Origin of the sequence: Rhizobium sp. L43, from assembly GCF_002531725.1 — a bacterium.
Classification (GTDB): domain Bacteria; phylum Pseudomonadota; class Alphaproteobacteria; order Rhizobiales; family Rhizobiaceae; genus Rhizobium.
Genome location: NZ_NWSQ01000024.1, coordinates 1 through 14,734, shown reverse-complemented (window position 1 = coordinate 14,734; position 14,734 = coordinate 1). Strand labels below are relative to the sequence as shown.

Genomic DNA, 14,734 nt, shown 5'->3' with positions numbered 1-14,734 from the left:
CTGGCGTGCCTTCGGCTAAGCAACTGTTTTCTGCATTAATTTCGACAGGACCGGATCAGTGGAATGGCTGAGCGTGGGGCGGGGCAAGGGGATCCGAAAAAAGATTCAAAAAAGTCGAATTTTTTTCGTTCGGCGGGGAACCAATATTTGATGTCGTCGTTATTGCGATATCCGGATGGTGATCGCATCGACCCAACATGCGCGCCCCCAACCCACTATCCGGACGTACTCACGGTCCCCTCCCGGTGAGTGAAGACAGCCGGTGCGCCGCCCTCGCACCGGCTGTTTTTCCGTTATCCTTGGGCTTTCACAGGCGTTTGAAGATTTCGAATTCGGTTTCCGGAATGGTTAGGCGATATTCGATGCGGCCGGGAGCGAGGCTCAACTCCGCCTTGCCGTTGACGGACGAGGGTACGACACGCTCCAGCACGGTGCGGCCGAAGCTGTTGTCGCTGAATTCGTGAATTTCCGATTGATCTTGCAGCACCTCTGCCCAGGCAACCTCGATCGCCTTCCTCTCGCCGATCATGGCTTCCCGGCAATTCAGCGTGATCGAGGCGGCGCCGCCTGCTATCGCGCCGTAGGAGGCGGAGTTGACGATCAGTTCGTGAAGGGCGAGCCCGAGATGCACGGCGGCATTCGGGGTCAGATGGGCATTGATGCCATAGATCGGCATGGAGCCCGATGTTTCCGGCCAATAGGGGGCGAATTGTTTTTCGGCGAGTTCGAAGAGATAGGCGCCGCGCCAACTCGAATCCGTGATCAGATCTTGCGAGTTGGAAAGCGATTGCAGCCGTCCGCGAAACTTGCCGAGGAAACTGTCGAGAGAGAGCGTGTTGCGCGCGGTCTGCGTGGCAATGCCCTGGATGATGGCGAGAAGATTTTTCGAACGGTGCGAAAGTTCGCGCAGCAACGATTTCAGCACCTTTTCGCGATGCCGGCTTTCGGTGACTTCAGCCATGACGGACAGAAGACCATATTTGCCGCGCTCACTGGTTCGCTGGATTTTCAGTTCATAGGTGCGCATTTCGCCGTCGACGGTGATCTCGACCTCGGCATTGTTGGGGACGCCGGTTTCCAGCACCTTGTGTTTCAGCGCTGTCAGATATCGCCCATGCGCGTCGCCGAAAAGAGCGGCGTCGCTGCCGCCGGGTGCGAAGAGTGCCGCGAAATGCGGCGGCAGATTTTCGGCGTAGAAGATCGAAAGCCGGGCATCCTGGCAGAGGATTGAAATCCCGGCGCTGCCGAGCGCGCGTTCCATCATTGCGGCTTTGCCTTCGAAGGTAAAAGGCATGCCGGACAATGGTTCAGTCCTATTCACTCGGCCGCCTTTCCCTGTGACATCTTGAACCTCGCTGAAGGGAGCGCCCTCGAGGCTCCGCCTGTCAACTCTAGAACAAAGCGCTGCAAAAACCATTAAAGCCACCGGAGCGTCCCGGTAGCACCGGAACGCCTGTTTTGGCGATTTGGTTCCGAAGGCCGAAGAATTGCGTCTCAGGCGGCAACTCTGGTCGATTCGTTGAAGAAGAGAGCCTGGCTGATCAGTGCCTTGACCATGTCTGGATTGAAGGGCTTGGTGACAAGGAAAGTCGGTTCGGGGCGCTCGCCGGTCAGAAGCCTTTCCGGGAAAGCCGTGATGAAAATCACCGGGACGCTCGATGTCTTGAGGATGTCGTTAACGGCGTCGATCCCGGAGCTGCCATCGGCAAGCTGGATGTCGGCCAGGACCATGCTCGGCTTGGTCTTGTTGTAGAGTGCGACGGCCTCGGCATGCGTGCGGGCAATGCCGGTGACGCGATGGCCGAGGCTTTCGACCATTTGCTCGATATCCATGGCGATCAGCGGTTCGTCCTCGATGATCATGATATCGGTCGCGACCTGACGGGAAATCTCCTGCGAGGCCATGTCGAGCAGGCGCATGACGTCCTGTTCGTCGAGTTCCAGGATTTCGCCGATCTCGGCGACGCGGAAATTCTCGACGGAGGCAAGCAGGAAGGCCTGACGGGCGCCCGGTGAAACCTTCGAAAGGTTCAGCGTGGCGCGCTGTTCCCAGGCATAGGGCGATGTCGGCTCCGGAATCTGGACTGCGGTGGAACCAAACAATTGCGTAAACAGTTTGTAGAGTGCCACCCGGTCATTCGCCGTATCCGGGAAAATCGTGAGATCGGCGATGATGGCTTCGAGTACGGCGGCGACATAGGCATCACCCGAAGTCTGAGTGCCGGTAAGGGCGCGGGAATAGCGGCGCAGATAAGGAAGGTGCGGCGCGATTCGAGTGGAAAGTGTCATTAAGGGCTCCCGTATACAGGCCGGCATTGGCTCCAATGACCGGTTAACGTCGTCTTGCTAAAAAAGTTCCGGAACGGCAGGAACTTTTTTTGTCGCGCCGCATTATTCCAGCCGACAAGGAAAGGGCGTAGCGTTTTGACCCATGAAGCAAAAAATGCCAGGGACATCGACAATAGAAGGCTCGGTGTCGATGGTTGAAATCATGATTGATCCCCTGCACGCCCCAACAGACAACCGGCGAGAAGACGAATTGATGACGACACGCAAGAAAGAAGCAGCCGATCAGCGTAAGCTGGAGCTGCGGGCAAGCGATATCCTGGACCCGAATAATCAGATCGGTGTCAGGCTGCGGTCGCTGTATGCCTCCGCGCAGGAGGAGGCGATCCCGGATCGTTTTCTCGATCTTCTCGAAAAGCTTGACCATGCCGAAATGATGGCTTCCGCCAAAATGGCCGAATAGGATCATCTGCATGGAAGATAAAGCGCAACCCAGCTTCAAGCGGGAACTGCTGGCGGCACTCCCAAGTCTCCGCGCCTTCGCAATTTCTTTGATCGGGCGGCACGATCGTGCCGACGATCTCGTCCAGGACACCATCATGAAAGCCTGGGCCAAACAGGATCATTTCGAGATGGGCACCAATATGAAGGCCTGGCTCTTCACGATCCTGCGCAACGAACTTTACAGCCAGATGCGCAAGAGCGGCCGCGAGGTGCAGGACAGCGACGGCCTGTTCACGGAATCGATGGCGATGCACCCCTCGCAATACGGTGCGCTCGATCTGCAGGACTTCAAGAAGGCGCTCGACCAGTTGCCGCCGGACCAGCGTGAGGCGATCATCCTCGTCGGTGCCTCGGGTTTTTCCTACGAGGAGGCGGCCGAAATCTGCGGCTGTGCCGTGGGCACCATCAAGAGCCGCGTCAACCGGGCTCGCCAACGGCTGCAGGAGTTGCTGCAGATTTCAGGCGAGGCCGATTTCGGCCCCGATGCCACCTCGGCGCCGCTGACGTCGAAGGCGTTTGCGTTCTGATAGAGAGTTATATTTGGGAGGAAGGCCGGTTGTCCCTCGGGGCGCCGGCTTTTTTGGTTTGTAGGATCGGGGGAAGGACGCGTACCCAAGTCATCCATAGCTGTTCAAGGCAACTACCTCTCCTCCCTCATTCCCGTGCTCGTCATAGGAATCCAGTGCGTCCAAGTCCTTGGGCGCGAAAGACTTATCCTGTTGAGAGTCTTTTGGTTCATTCACGGCGCGGACGCGCCGTGGCTGGATTCCTGTGACAGGCACAGGAATGAGGGAGGGTGGGGTGGGTGGATCTGCCTAATCTTAGCGTTGGTACGTGAGGCGGAGTAAGTCCCCCCTCAATCCTCACGCTTCGACCCCACCAGATTCGCCGCGACGATGGCCGCTAGGACGCCGGCGGTGAGGAGGGGCTGGGCGCGGATAAGGCCGAGGCCGACAGTGGCGAAGGATTCCAGCGCGGCGCGACGTTCGCGGGCGCGACGCTTCTCCCGGGCATTGATGACCGCCATGACCACCAGTGCGATGATGGCGATCAGCAGCGCGCAAGCGGCCAGGAAGAGAACGGCGCCGAGCGCGCCGTAGATGCCGGCGAGCCAGATGGCGCCCGCGGCGACAACAAGCGCGTAGGCGGTGAGGAGAAAAAGTGCGGCAAGCGCGATGAAGATGCTATTGCGCTTGGCGCGCGCAACGGTCCGGTGCACGCTTGCGCCCGTCAGCACACTGAGGATCGAAAACAGCATCGCGCGTCCTCAGCGCCGAGCGAGGAAAGCGATGGCCAGGCCGAAAGCGGCAGCGGCGCCGATCGTTGCCAGCGGATGTTTGCGCACGGTCGCGCGCATTTCCGTCGTACCGCGCTCATAGCCGCGCTGCAATTCGCGCAGCAGATCCTCGCTGCGGCCGAGCAATTCCTCATAACCGGCGCCGGCCTGGCTGCGGATTTTTTCACCCTGGTGGCGCGAACTCTTGCCGACGAGGCGTGTCAGTTCCGCGAGTTCGTCGCGCAACGCCTCGATCTGCTCCTCGATGCCGGATTCCAAATTGTGGAAGGTGCCGTTGCGGCGGCTGCGGCCGGACTGGAAAATAGAATAGCTCATGGCTGTCTCCATTGGCTGGGGCGCGCGCAAGCCCGCCTAAATCGCACTGGGGTCACCACCGTCCGTTGCATGAATCATATCGCCCGGCATTGACCCAGATCACTGCCGAAAACGTGTCGCACGGTCAAAAGTTCCGTACCGGCAGGCTCAGCGGCGGGAAACGGCGCTGTGGGCGAGCACGAAGGGTGTGCCGTCTGATGGTACCTGGTTGATCCTGAGCGCGCAGCCGAACACCGAGAGCATGGTTTCGTCAGTCAGCACGTCACCGATGCTGCCGGCGGCGGCGAGGCGGCCGGATTTCATCAGCACGATGCGGTCGGCAAAGAGCGCCGTCAGGTTGAGATCATGCATGACGGCGATGACGCCGCCGCCGCGTTCGCAGAAGTTGCGGGCGAGCGTCATGATTGTCAGCTGGTGGCTGATGTCGAGGCTTGAGACCGGCTCGTCGAGCAGCAGCCAACAGGGTTTGCCGTCGACCATAGGCTCGGCGATCTGGCAAAGCACGCGGGCAAGCTGCACGCGCTGCTGCTCGCCACCGGAGAGTTCCTGATAGAAACGGCCTTCGAAACCGGTCAGGTCGACCGAGGCAAGCGCTGCCGCCGCCGTCTGCTCTGATTTGTCGGGATTGAGGTTGAGGCCCGATGTCAGGCCCATGCGGACGATCTCGCGCACGGTGAAGGGAAAGGAGATCGTGCTTGCCTGCGGCAGCACGCCGCGAACAGCGGCAAGCTGCCAGGGTTTCAGTTCCTTCACCTCGTCGCCGCCGATGCGCACCGAGCCGCCATAGGCGAGCTCGCCGGAGATCGCTTTCATCGTCGTCGTCTTGCCGGAGCCGTTCGGCCCGGCAATCGCCGTCAGTTCGCCCGCCTTTGCCGTGAACGCGACGTCGCTGATGATGGCCTTGCCGGAAAGGCGCACGGAGACGCCGGACACTTCGATCATCTGAACGTCACTCCCAACATCCGCTCACAGGGCAAGACGCGAACGCTGCCGCAGCAGGATCCACAGGAAGAACGGCCCACCGACCGCCGCGGTGATGATGCCGATCGGCAGCTCGGCCGGGGCGACCAGAGTGCGGGCCAGCACATCGGCGAAGATCAGCAGCGAGCCGCCGAGCAGTGCTGCGGCCGGCAACAGGAAACGATGGTCCGGGCCGATCGCCATGCGCAGGATATGCGGCACGACGATGCCGACGAAACCGATGCCGCCGCTGACGGCGACGGAGGCACCGGTCGCCGCGGCTACACCGACGATCGCGACATTCTTCAACCGCTGCACCGGCACGCCCATATGGAAGGCGGCGGCCTCGCCGAGGGTGATGGCATTGAGGCCGCGGGCCATGAAGGGCAGGGCGGCGAAGGACAACAGGATGATCGGGCCGGTGGCGGCGATCTTCGTCCATGTGGCGCCGGCAAGCGAGCCCATACTCCAGAAGGTCAGGTCGCGCAGCTGCTGGTCGTTGGCCATGTAGATCAGCAGTCCGGTGAGCGCCAGCGCAAGCGCGCCGAGCGCGATGCCGGCAAGCAGCATCGTTGCCACCGAGGTTTGGCCGTGGCGGGTGGCGATCCGGTAGAGCAGCAGTGTCGTGACGAGGCCGCCGCCGAAGGCGGCCGCCGGCAGGGCGTAGATGCCGAGCAGTGCTGTGAGCGGGGCTGCAAGGCTGCCGCCGAGCACGATGATGGTGACTGCGCCGAGGCTTGCGCCGGAGGCGACGCCGACGAGGCCGGGATCGGCCAGCGGATTGCGGAACAGGCCCTGCATCACCGTGCCGGAGACCGCCAGCGAGGCGCCGATCAGGAAGCCGAGGATCGCCCGGGGCAGGCGGATATCGAAGATGATGATCCGGTCACGCGTGCTGAGCGCCGTATCGGAGCCGGCCATGTTGCTGATGACATCGAGGATCGAGGCATCCGAAGCGCCTGTCGTCACCGAAAACAGCATCGAGAAGACCGAGCCGGCGACAAGCAGCGCGATAACCAGCAAGGCAAGCCGTGTCCTGTCGCCCGCCTGCCGGCTTGCGCGAATGTCCGCCATCGGGAAGTGTCGCCCTCGTTCCATGGCTTGCGGCAGGGCCATGATCAGCCCCCGTAGATCGCCGTGTTGAGATCCCGCGCGGCGGCTGCCGTGCGGGGGCCGAAGCCGAGCAGGTAGACGCCATCCATCCGAATGATCGCTTTCTTCTCGCCAGCCGGCGTCAGCGCGATCGCCGGCTGCGCCAGCAGGTCCTCGTTCTTGGTGCCGGCGCCATCGCCGCGGTTCATCATCAGGATGATGTCGGGCTTGGCCTCGATGATCGCCTCGTCGGTCAGCGGCTTGTAGCCGGGGAATGCGCCGACGGCGTTGACGGCCCCGGCGAGCTTGACGATGCCATCGGCCGCCGTGCCGGTGCCCGAGGCCATGATCCGGCCGTTCTGGGCGCTGAGGATGAAGAGAACGCGCTTGCGCTCGGCTTCCGGACGTTTTTCGGCATCGGCGATCGCCGCGTCGAGATCGGCCGCGACCTTTTCTTCAAGCGCCTTCGCCTTGTCAGGCACGCCAAGCAGCGTGCCGACCCGGTCGATCTTGGCGATGATGCCGTCGCGGGTGAAGGCGTTCGGCACCATCTCGAAGGGCACGCTGGCATTTTTTAGCACGGTCAGCGCCTCCGGCGGCCCGGAACCCTCGACGGCGATGATTGCGGTCGGGTTCATCGCAAGGATGCCTTCCGGCGAGAGCGCCCGCATATAGCCGACATTGGGCAGCTTCAGCGCTGCCTCCGGATAAAGGCTCGTCGTATCGCGGGCGATCAGCCGGTTTTCCTCGCCGAGCGCATAGATGATCTCGGTGACGTCGCCGCCGACCGAAACCAGCCGCGACGTGTCGAGCTTCTTTTCCTCGGCATGGGCGGCGCGGACGAGGGCGAAGCCTTTGACCGTCGGCGCCGACGGGATCAGCGGCAGTGCCATGACAACAGCCGTCAGGGCCAGTTGCCAGGGGCGGAACCGGCGCAGATTGTTACGCATCGTCATCACTATGATCCTTATGCGGCCACGCTGGCTGCCCGCGGCAGATTTTCTATGATCTCGCGCCACTCGGCGCGTTCGTCTGAACCTTCCTGCCGCTTGCCGAAGAACTGGATGATCATCTCGCCCGCGGCATCGTAAGCCTCCAGCGAGGTGACGTGCCCATCCTTGGTCGGCTTGCGCACGGCCCAGGTCTCGGCAATGTGATCCTGGCGCAGATGCAGGTGGAAGGTCGGATCCATGATGTTGATCCACGGGCCCATGGCCTGCACGTTGAAGATGGGGCCGGAATGGATCTGGACGATGCCGTTATTGGCGACGAAACACATGATCGGCAGGCCTGACTTCACCGAGGCATGCATCATGTCAGCCGTCGCTGTGTTGTCGAGCTTCCAGGCATAGTCGTCGCCGACGCTGCGCACGGCCGCCTGACGGCCGATCTTCAGGCGCTTCAGCATGCCGAAGAACTCGTGCGTATCGGTGAGCTTGCTCCAATTGTCGCGCAGCTCGTCGCGGCTGACGTCGGCGGTTTCGTCGACGGCATTTAAGGTCTCAGCCTCGACGAAGTCCTGCGACTGGTATTCCAGCCTCAACTCGGCGACGATCGCGTGATAGGCCTCGACATTCGAATTCGGGCGCAGGTGCACCTTGTGCACGGCACTGCCCGCCTTGTCGAAATATTGCAGGCTGAGGCGCACCTGGTCGCCATCCTTCTTGGAGACGGCGAAACCATGTTCCCAGCGGCTCGGGAAGATGCGCAGGTCGATATTTTCGCCGAGAACGATCGCGGCCTGCGCGCCGCTCTTGATGTTTTCGAAGACGCCGATCTTTTCGTGCACGGCGCTTTCGTTGCGCGACAGCGCCATCACTTCGCCAAGGCCGGCCACGCGTTCGAGAAGCTTCAGCGCACTGCCGTCAATGCGGGTTACGCTGATGCCGGTTTCGGCGGCGACAAGGGCTGCCTCCGATATCTTCAGCTGGGCGGCGATCTCGCGCTCGCGCATCTTTGGATTTTCGGCGCGAAACGCCCGGATTTCGGCTGGCGCCGGTCTTGTCTGTTCGGTCATGTCTTACCCTACTTATTGAGAATGAGCTTGCCCTGACGGGTGATCTTCAGACGATAGACCAAGCCGTCATGTCTGATCATGATCTCGTTCGTGCCGCGGAAAAGATCCGCGCTTTCGACGATCCGGTGCTGCGCCGCAGGCTCGCTCTGCAGCGGCACGTGCTTAAAGTTATCTGGCTTTTCAACCATCATTTCGGTTTGGCAATTCCGTGGGGCCGGGGATCAGGGGTCCCCGGTTGTGATGACATTTATCTTGACTTTCTTACTCATAGTTTTTTAAAGACGCAATAGGAGACTAATGCAGTCAAGTTTTTGAGATTGCTGATTTGAAGCCGTCTGGCGGCGGTTCGCGACAATGGCGGAGAAGATGATGACGGTTAGGTTTGCGGCTGTTGCGGCCGGCATGGTGATGGCGGTTTCAAGCGTATGCCAGGCGCAGGATGCGGCAAGCGCCAAGCTGGGTGTCGAACTCAATGCTCTGGCGCCATCGCAAAAGGGCTGCATGATGACCTTCGTCGCCGAGAACAATCTGCAGGCGCCGATCAACAAGATCTCCTTTGAGCTCGCCTTCTTCAACGACAAGAATGCCGTCGACCGCATCACCGTGCTCGACTTCCGCGATCTGCCGCAGGGCAAGAAGCGCGTGCGCCAGTTCGACATGCCGAATGTCAAATGCGAGACGGTCACGCGCATCCTCATCAACGACACGCCGGTCTGCGACGGGCCGGCTGCCGGCGAATGCATGAAGGGTCTCGTCACCCGCTCGCAGATTTCAGTTCCCTTCGAGGGCTAGAGCATTTCCATGCGGGAAATGCTCTAGCTCTTTGTTTTCACGCAATTCCGGATGCAAAACCGCTGCGCACTTTTGCTGGAATTGCTCAAGAATACGCCGGGGATGAACCCCGGCGGACATGTTTCAGGCTGTCCGAGGCATACACAATGGCAATTTCAGCGAAGTCCAGATCGAGACAGGTGCTCATCGCGGAGCCGGACGCTGACGGCAGCTTGAACGACAATACTCCCGGCATGCATCCCGGCCACGAGCTTTCCGATCTACGCAATGTTCAGCGGCAGCCGGCCGGCGAGGCGGTGGTCCACTATGCGCGTTTCGCGCAGATACCTTCTTTTCCCGATCATCCGGAAGCTGCGCCGACGGCTCCCGCTGCCGCGCCGCCGATGGATGCGGCGGTGGAAAAGCAGGAGGATGAAAAGGCGCCGGTGCGGCGGCGGGTGATGCTGACGTGTGTCGGTTCGTTCTTCTTTCATGCTGGTCTGGTGGTCGCTCTTAGCGTGTTCATGCCGACGCCGCCGAACGAAGCGATTGAAGATGCTGGTGAGGCTGTCAGCGTTGTCGTGTATGGCGACTCTGACGTTGACCAGACATCGGCCGGCGATCGGGAGTTAGAGCGGCAGCCCGAGCAAGTTGCTTCGGAGGAGGTTGAGCCGGATACAGTTCAATCGGAGAAGGCCACCGAACTAGATGCCACGACCGTGCCGCCGGAGCAGACCCAGCCGGTGGAGATCGTTCAGTCGGTGCAGGAAGTTACGCGGGTTTCTCCTGAGGCTGTTGTCGCTGCCGAGCCAGAGGTGCTTGTCTCCGAGAGCCCTGCAGAATCTTTTGTCGTTCAGCCGATGGCAACGGCTGCGCCCGAACAGCCCAACCCTGATATCGCGCAGGCAATGGTACCGGAAGAAGTGGTGCCAACGGCTGTACAGCCCACCGAAATTCCGGCGGAAGAAGTAAAGCCTGTCGAAGTCTCGCCGGAACCTGAAGACAAGCCGGCGCCAAAACCGAAGCCGAAAGCGGAAAAACCGAAACCGGTTGAAAAGAAGCAGCCTCAGAAGAAGGCCAAGCCTGCTGGTGGGGAAGAGGGCTCAGATCGTGAGGAGTCGAGGAGAGGCGTGGTCAACGGCCAGGACGGGCCGCAAACTGACGGCACGTCGACCACGACAGGCGGAACTGATGGTATGGGAAGTGCTGCCGTAGCCAACTACCCTGGTAAGATACAGAAGCGGATCCGTCGCGCTGTTCGCGTGCCTGATGAATACAAAAACAAGAGCGGCGGTATGACCGTAGGGATTCGATTGACGATTAACGGAACAGGCAGGGTGGCGTCGGTCTCCGTTGCTCGCAGTTCGGGTATTGCAGAGTTGGATAAAGCTGTTCTGGATGGTGTGCGGCGCGCGGCGCCGTTTCCGCCGCTGCCTTCGGAGTGGGGCAAGCCTAGCTGGACTTTCACCCAGGAAGTTCAGGTCACCAGATAATATGATAAAAATAATCAACTTTATACTTTACTCTAAAAATCAAGTTTAATAAGGTGCCACCCGCACACGCAGGAATCGTGTGACGATCAACGAGCGAACGGGTGGTATATGGCTCGCAAGGGCAAGAAGGGTTCGAACCGGGAGGTCCGCGACAGCGCGGGCGAGGACGCCAGCCAGGCATCCACCGGACGATCCAAACTGGATGGCCGCAGTTTCCTCTATGTCGGCGGCCGTGACTGCCAGGTGGCGCATCTTCGGCAGATCTGCAGCAATTTCGGCGCCGAGCTCATTCATCACGATGGCGGCTTGCGCGAAGCGGTTTCCCGTATCGATACCGTGCTTCCCTCGGTCGACTGCGTGTTCTGCCCGATCGACTGTATCAGCCACGATGCCTGCCTGCGGGTGAAAACCGGCTGCAAGAAGTTCGGCAAGGCCTTCATCCCGCTGCGCAACGGCAGCAAGTCCAGCCTGGAGCGTGCGCTGCAGACGATGAACGAACGAGACAATGCCCGATGAACGACCAGCGCCCCGACGGCTTCACCATGATCGGCCTGCACAAGCTCGCCGCGCAGACAGGCGAGGGTCTCGTGCCCGAGCTCTATGAACTTTTCCAGCAGCATGCCGAACGCCAGCAGATCTACCAGAATGTGACGCTGTTCCCGACCTGGGAAGCGCGCATGCCGGGAGAAGCCGCAACAAGGCCGCTTGGCCAGGCGGCGGCAAACGGCAATAATATTCTCGCCTTTCCCTCGCGTGCGGCAAGGGCGGGCGAGAGGAAAGCGTAGGAGATTCCATGTATATCGCAATGAACCGCTTCAAGGTTGCAACCGGGAGCGAGGGTGATTTCGAAACCGTCTGGCGCAATCGCGATTCCACTCTCGCCGAGGTGCCCGGTTTCGTCGAATTCCGCCTGCTGCGCGGCAAGGTCAGCGAAGAGGAGGGTTATACGCTCTATTCCTCGCACACGGTCTGGAGCAGCGAAGCGGATTTTCAGAACTGGACGAAGTCCGAGAGCTTTCGCGCGGCGCACCGCAATGCCGGCGACCGTAAGGCGATGTATAAGGGACCGCCGGTTTTCGAAGGTTTCAATGTGGTCGACGGCATTTGATTGATGCAGTTTTCGTGCATGGAAGGCGAGGCGTTCCCGCTCTCCTCATTCCTGTGCTCGTCACAGGAATCCAGCAACGGCGCGTCTGCGCCGTGAATTGACTCCTTGCAATGAACGAGTCTTTCGCGCCCAAGGACTTGGGCGCGCTGGATCCCTGTGACGAGCACAGGGATGAGGGAGGAGAGGTAGGCGCCTTCCATCAGCGGTCAATTTGTGGATGAATATTCTCATGTACCGCATCCCCGGAAACAAGACGTCAGGGTTCCAAAGCGTTTCTCAAGCCTTGACACGAAACACGGCACCTGCCGCCACAACCAGCCAGCCAAGCATCATTGCCCAGCCGCCGGTCGGGGCGGCATAGGGGAATAGGCCGGAGCCGGTGAAACGCAGGGTAACGAGATCGCCGGCAAAAAGCAGCGTTCCCAAGATCATCAGGAAACCGGCCAGCCAGGCGGTTCTGAGCCTGCCGGTGCCGAGAGCCAATGCCAGCAGGGCAGGGGCGTGGGCAAGGCACATGGCGGATGCGGATGCGGCAAGATTGGCCTCGCCGCCGCCATGGGCGGCAAGGGCGGCAAGCCCTACGCCGGCCACGCCGAACAGGCCGGCGAAGAGATAGAGCACCGGCTCCAGACGCGCGTTCAAGCTCATGGTCAATCCTTATCGTCAGGGGCCTTGTTGTCTGAGGCCTTGTTCTGCATGTGATAGGCGAGGCGCTCGACCGGCGCCCAGATCAGATCGCGCAGCGCCTGGCTCGATATCGTCTCGTCCAGGGCGCGGCGGAAGCAGAGCAGCCACTCGTCGCGCTCGAGAGGGCCGATCTCGGCGACGAAATGGCGGCTGCGCAGGCGCGGATGGCCGCGCTTTTCGGTATAAAGCGGCGGGCCGCCGAGATACCGCTCATATATTCGTAGAATTTCTCTTCGCTGCCCTCAAGGCTCGGCGGATGCACGGCGCGCACGTTTTTCGCCTCCGGCAGCCTGTCCATTAGTTCGTAGAAGCGGTGCGTCAGCGCCCGCACGACGGGATCGCCGCCGATCGCCTCGTAGAGTGTGGTGACTTTCTCCGTCACGAAACCATCCCTGAATAGCATTATCCCCGCCTCTTCATGCACCTCTCGGAAAACGATCGCAACTGTCATCAAGCTGCCGCGGCATTTCGCGCATAATCCCGGCACCACAGGGGTTCCAATCGATTCTTCTTGACAAAACCGTCCGGACGGTATCTTTTATTTGCATGTCGAACGCTCACCATCGCAAGAAACAACCGGCTCTCGTGCGCCAGCAGTTGCTGGAAGTCGCCGCGCGCCTTGCCGCCAGCGACGGCATGGCCGCCGTCACGCTCGATGCGGTGTCATCCGCCTCCAGCGTCAGCAAGGGTGGGCTGCTGCATCACTTCCCGACGAAGAATGCGCTGCTCGATGCGCTGTTCGAGAGCCTGCTCGAAAAATTCGACGCCGATATTGAGGAGTTGATGCGCGGCGACCCGCAGCCGCAGGGCCGCTTCACCCGTGCCTATCTCAGGGCGGTATCCGGTCTCAAGGATCGTCCCGACGATTCCAGGAGCTGGACGCAGGTAACGATCGCGCTTCTTGCCGAACCCCGGCTGCGTCTTCGCTGGCGCCAGTGGGTGCAGGCGCGAGCGGAGGAGTACATCGGCACCGATTCCTCCCTCGACGCACAGGTCGTGCGTTTTGCCGCCGACGGCCTGTGGTTTGCAGATACGCTGGAAAGCCACGATATCGACGACGTTCTGAGGCGGGATCTCATCGGTCGCCTTGTCGAACTGACCGGGAAATAGTCCGCAAAGGAATTCGCCATGAGCCAGGCTGCCGTCTACGGGCTGCTATTTGCCGCCATCGTGCTCGAGGTCATCGGCACGACGGCGCTGCAGTTGTCGCAGCAGTTCACCCGCATCGGGCCGACGGTTCTCGTCGTCGCCTGTTATGCGGCTGCCTTCTATTGCCTGTCGCTGACGCTGAAAAGCATCCCGGTCGGTATCGCCTATGCGATTTGGAGCGCTTTGGGAATCGTGCTGATTTCCTCGGTCGGCCTGGTCTTCTTCAAGCAGCGCCTCGACCTGCCGGCCATCGTCGGGCTCGGGCTGATCATAACGGGGGTTATGGTCGTCAACCTGTTCTCGAAATCCGTTTCACATTGATATTGCTGTGGTATTGCCGGGCGGATTTTCGATCCTCCGCCGGCAAATTTTCCCCTTTGTCAAAATACCGACAAGGGGCTATGTGTTGCTTGGACGCGGAGGAGACGGAGGCGCAGCCAGCTGCGTTTTCCAAAGCGCTTTGAATTCATCTGCTTTCCCGCCTATCGATACTTCCAGGTTCCACAGGAGCACATCATGGCCATTCGCACCGTCGTCTGGGGAGAGAATATCCACGAGAATACCAATGAAATCGTCCGGGGGATCTATCCCGAAGGCATGCACACGACGATCGCCACCGCGCTGAATACAGATCCCGCTATCTCGGCGACGACGGCGACGCTGCAGGAGCCGGAACACGGCCTCAGCGAAGCCCGCCTTGGCGAAACCGACGTCTTGACCTGGTGGGGCCACAAGGACCACGGCGCAGTCTCCGACGTCGTCGTCGAGCGTGTCGCCAAGCGCGTCTGGGAGGGCATGGGCCTGCTCGTGCTGCATTCCGGCCATTTCTCCAAGATCTTCAAGCGGCTGATGGGCACGCCCTGCGCGCTGAAATGGCGCGAGGCGGGTGAGCGCGAGCGTCTGTGGACGATCAATCAGCGCCATCCGATTGCCGCCGGTATCGGCGAGCATTTCGAGCTTGAGAACGAAGAAATGTATGGTGAGCAGTTCTCGGTGCCGGAGCCGCTCGAAACGGTGTTCATCTCCTGGTTCCAGGGCGGCGAAGTGTTCCGCTC

General features: G+C 60.8%; 20 protein-coding genes and 1 pseudogene. 10 read left to right on the top strand and 11 right to left on the bottom strand.

Annotation, left to right across the window (positions count from 1 at the left end; genetic code table 11):
* Positions 1 to 307: 307 nt before the first annotated feature.
* Both CO667_RS26450 and CO667_RS26445 read right to left on the bottom strand, forming a co-directional pair.
* Positions 308 to 1,303 (bottom strand): HWE histidine kinase domain-containing protein, encoded by a 996-nt coding sequence (locus CO667_RS26450; RefSeq protein ID WP_179874225.1) that lies wholly within the window; start codon positions 1,301 to 1,303, stop codon positions 308 to 310.
* 191 nt (positions 1,304 to 1,494) lie between these two features.
* Positions 1,495 to 2,289, bottom strand: a complete 795-nt coding sequence (locus CO667_RS26445) for a response regulator (protein ID WP_003581798.1) — start codon at positions 2,287 to 2,289, stop codon at positions 1,495 to 1,497.
* A gap of 253 nt (positions 2,290 to 2,542) precedes the next feature.
* Between CO667_RS26445 and CO667_RS26440 the strand changes: the two genes are divergently transcribed.
* The gene (locus tag CO667_RS26440; protein WP_007630755.1) at positions 2,543 to 2,749 is read left to right on the top strand and encodes a NepR family anti-sigma factor; all 207 of its coding nucleotides are present in this window, start codon (positions 2,543 to 2,545) and stop codon (positions 2,747 to 2,749) included.
* Positions 2,750 to 2,759: 10 nt separating this feature from the next.
* Positions 2,760 to 3,317, top strand: a complete 558-nt coding sequence (locus CO667_RS26435) for an RNA polymerase sigma factor (RefSeq protein WP_007630757.1) — start codon at positions 2,760 to 2,762, stop codon at positions 3,315 to 3,317.
* Positions 3,318 to 3,646: 329 nt separating this feature from the next.
* On the opposite strand, the gene CO667_RS26430 is transcribed toward CO667_RS26435, so the two are convergent.
* From CO667_RS26430 to CO667_RS26400, 7 genes are all read right to left on the bottom strand, one after another.
* A complete protein-coding gene (locus CO667_RS26430; protein ID WP_097621244.1) occupies positions 3,647 to 4,048 on the bottom strand; it encodes a hypothetical protein in 402 nt (133 codons plus the stop codon).
* A 9-nt stretch (positions 4,049 to 4,057) separates the two neighbouring features.
* Positions 4,058 to 4,402: a DUF883 family protein gene (locus CO667_RS26425; protein ID WP_097621243.1), complete on the bottom strand. Its 345-nt coding sequence runs from the start codon at positions 4,400 to 4,402 to the stop codon at positions 4,058 to 4,060.
* A 147-nt stretch (positions 4,403 to 4,549) separates the two neighbouring features.
* On the bottom strand, positions 4,550 to 5,344 hold the full coding sequence (locus tag CO667_RS26420) for a heme ABC transporter ATP-binding protein (RefSeq protein WP_097621242.1): 795 nt from the start codon (positions 5,342 to 5,344) through the stop codon (positions 4,550 to 4,552).
* 24 nt (positions 5,345 to 5,368) lie between these two features.
* Positions 5,369 to 6,478, bottom strand: a complete 1,110-nt coding sequence (locus CO667_RS26415) for an iron ABC transporter permease (RefSeq protein ID WP_097621241.1) — start codon at positions 6,476 to 6,478, stop codon at positions 5,369 to 5,371.
* A gap of 2 nt (positions 6,479 to 6,480) precedes the next feature.
* The gene (locus CO667_RS26410; RefSeq protein WP_097621240.1) at positions 6,481 to 7,410 is read right to left on the bottom strand and encodes an ABC transporter substrate-binding protein; all 930 of its coding nucleotides are present in this window, start codon (positions 7,408 to 7,410) and stop codon (positions 6,481 to 6,483) included.
* 11 nt (positions 7,411 to 7,421) lie between these two features.
* On the bottom strand, positions 7,422 to 8,471 hold the full coding sequence (locus CO667_RS26405) for a ChuX/HutX family heme-like substrate-binding protein (RefSeq protein ID WP_097621239.1): 1,050 nt from the start codon (positions 8,469 to 8,471) through the stop codon (positions 7,422 to 7,424).
* An 8-nt stretch (positions 8,472 to 8,479) separates the two neighbouring features.
* Entirely contained in the window at positions 8,480 to 8,662 is a 183-nt protein-coding gene (locus tag CO667_RS26400) for a hemin uptake protein HemP (RefSeq protein WP_012758649.1), read from the bottom strand.
* Positions 8,663 to 8,840: 178 nt separating this feature from the next.
* Between CO667_RS26400 and CO667_RS26395 the strand changes: the two genes are divergently transcribed.
* From CO667_RS26395 to CO667_RS26375, 5 genes are all read left to right on the top strand, one after another.
* Positions 8,841 to 9,263 (top strand): hypothetical protein, encoded by a 423-nt coding sequence (locus tag CO667_RS26395; RefSeq protein WP_097621238.1) that lies wholly within the window; start codon positions 8,841 to 8,843, stop codon positions 9,261 to 9,263.
* 146 nt (positions 9,264 to 9,409) lie between these two features.
* Entirely contained in the window at positions 9,410 to 10,735 is a 1,326-nt protein-coding gene (locus CO667_RS26390) for a TonB family protein (RefSeq protein WP_097621237.1), read from the top strand.
* A gap of 108 nt (positions 10,736 to 10,843) precedes the next feature.
* Entirely contained in the window at positions 10,844 to 11,251 is a 408-nt protein-coding gene (locus CO667_RS26385) for a DUF2325 domain-containing protein (protein ID WP_097621236.1), read from the top strand.
* Positions 11,248 to 11,520: a hypothetical protein gene (locus CO667_RS26380; RefSeq protein ID WP_097621235.1), complete on the top strand. Its 273-nt coding sequence runs from the start codon at positions 11,248 to 11,250 to the stop codon at positions 11,518 to 11,520. The genes CO667_RS26385 and CO667_RS26380 overlap by 4 nt, the downstream gene beginning before the upstream one ends.
* 8 nt (positions 11,521 to 11,528) lie before the next feature.
* Positions 11,529 to 11,843, top strand: coding sequence for an antibiotic biosynthesis monooxygenase (locus CO667_RS26375; RefSeq protein ID WP_097621234.1), 315 nt, complete (start codon positions 11,529 to 11,531; stop codon positions 11,841 to 11,843).
* Positions 11,844 to 12,119: 276 nt separating this feature from the next.
* Here the strand turns inward: CO667_RS26375 and CO667_RS26370 are convergent, their stop codons facing one another.
* Both CO667_RS26370 and CO667_RS26365 read right to left on the bottom strand, forming a co-directional pair.
* The gene (locus CO667_RS26370; protein ID WP_097621233.1) at positions 12,120 to 12,491 is read right to left on the bottom strand and encodes a DUF423 domain-containing protein; all 372 of its coding nucleotides are present in this window, start codon (positions 12,489 to 12,491) and stop codon (positions 12,120 to 12,122) included.
* Between the two features lie 2 nt (positions 12,492 to 12,493).
* Positions 12,494 to 12,912, bottom strand: a pseudogene (locus tag CO667_RS26365) (group II truncated hemoglobin).
* A gap of 164 nt (positions 12,913 to 13,076) precedes the next feature.
* On the opposite strand from CO667_RS26365, the gene CO667_RS26360 reads away from it, so the two are divergent.
* The 3 genes from CO667_RS26360 to CO667_RS26350 form a co-directional block, all read left to right on the top strand.
* Positions 13,077 to 13,640, top strand: coding sequence for a TetR/AcrR family transcriptional regulator (locus CO667_RS26360; RefSeq protein WP_097621232.1), 564 nt, complete (start codon positions 13,077 to 13,079; stop codon positions 13,638 to 13,640).
* An 18-nt stretch (positions 13,641 to 13,658) separates the two neighbouring features.
* Complete coding sequence (locus CO667_RS26355; RefSeq protein ID WP_097621231.1) at positions 13,659 to 14,000, top strand: SMR family transporter; 342 nt, start codon at positions 13,659 to 13,661, stop codon at positions 13,998 to 14,000.
* A gap of 195 nt (positions 14,001 to 14,195) precedes the next feature.
* On the top strand, positions 14,196 to 14,734 hold a 539-nt coding region (locus CO667_RS26350), incomplete at its 3' end, for a ThuA domain-containing protein (RefSeq protein ID WP_097621230.1).

Bases quoted from the DNA above. Each gene is read 5' to 3' on its own strand.
- CO667_RS26435 (WP_007630757.1), top strand. From the start codon at position 2,760: ATGGAAGATAAAGCGCAACCCAGCTTCAAGCGGGAACTGCTGGCGGCA.
- CO667_RS26415 (WP_097621241.1), bottom strand. From the start codon at position 6,478: ATGGCCCTGCCGCAAGCCATGGAACGAGGGCGACACTTCCCGATGGCG.
- CO667_RS26430 (WP_097621244.1), bottom strand. From the start codon at position 4,048: ATGCTGTTTTCGATCCTCAGTGTGCTGACGGGCGCAAGCGTGCACCGG.
- CO667_RS26395 (WP_097621238.1), top strand. From the start codon at position 8,841: ATGACGGTTAGGTTTGCGGCTGTTGCGGCCGGCATGGTGATGGCGGTT.
- CO667_RS26375 (WP_097621234.1), top strand. From the start codon at position 11,529: ATGTATATCGCAATGAACCGCTTCAAGGTTGCAACCGGGAGCGAGGGT.
- CO667_RS26370 (WP_097621233.1), bottom strand. From the start codon at position 12,491: ATGAGCTTGAACGCGCGTCTGGAGCCGGTGCTCTATCTCTTCGCCGGC.
- CO667_RS26360 (WP_097621232.1), top strand. From the start codon at position 13,077: ATGTCGAACGCTCACCATCGCAAGAAACAACCGGCTCTCGTGCGCCAG.
- CO667_RS26405 (WP_097621239.1), bottom strand. From the start codon at position 8,471: ATGACCGAACAGACAAGACCGGCGCCAGCCGAAATCCGGGCGTTTCGC.
- CO667_RS26385 (WP_097621236.1), top strand. From the start codon at position 10,844: ATGGCTCGCAAGGGCAAGAAGGGTTCGAACCGGGAGGTCCGCGACAGC.
- CO667_RS26420 (WP_097621242.1), bottom strand. From the start codon at position 5,344: ATGATCGAAGTGTCCGGCGTCTCCGTGCGCCTTTCCGGCAAGGCCATC.
- CO667_RS26425 (WP_097621243.1), bottom strand. From the start codon at position 4,402: ATGAGCTATTCTATTTTCCAGTCCGGCCGCAGCCGCCGCAACGGCACC.
- CO667_RS26445 (WP_003581798.1), bottom strand. From the start codon at position 2,289: ATGACACTTTCCACTCGAATCGCGCCGCACCTTCCTTATCTGCGCCGC.
- CO667_RS26400 (WP_012758649.1), bottom strand. From the start codon at position 8,662: ATGATGGTTGAAAAGCCAGATAACTTTAAGCACGTGCCGCTGCAGAGC.
- CO667_RS26355 (WP_097621231.1), top strand. From the start codon at position 13,659: ATGAGCCAGGCTGCCGTCTACGGGCTGCTATTTGCCGCCATCGTGCTC.
- CO667_RS26390 (WP_097621237.1), top strand. From the start codon at position 9,410: ATGGCAATTTCAGCGAAGTCCAGATCGAGACAGGTGCTCATCGCGGAG.
- CO667_RS26440 (WP_007630755.1), top strand. From the start codon at position 2,543: ATGACGACACGCAAGAAAGAAGCAGCCGATCAGCGTAAGCTGGAGCTG.
- CO667_RS26380 (WP_097621235.1), top strand. From the start codon at position 11,248: ATGAACGACCAGCGCCCCGACGGCTTCACCATGATCGGCCTGCACAAG.
- CO667_RS26410 (WP_097621240.1), bottom strand. From the start codon at position 7,410: ATGACGATGCGTAACAATCTGCGCCGGTTCCGCCCCTGGCAACTGGCC.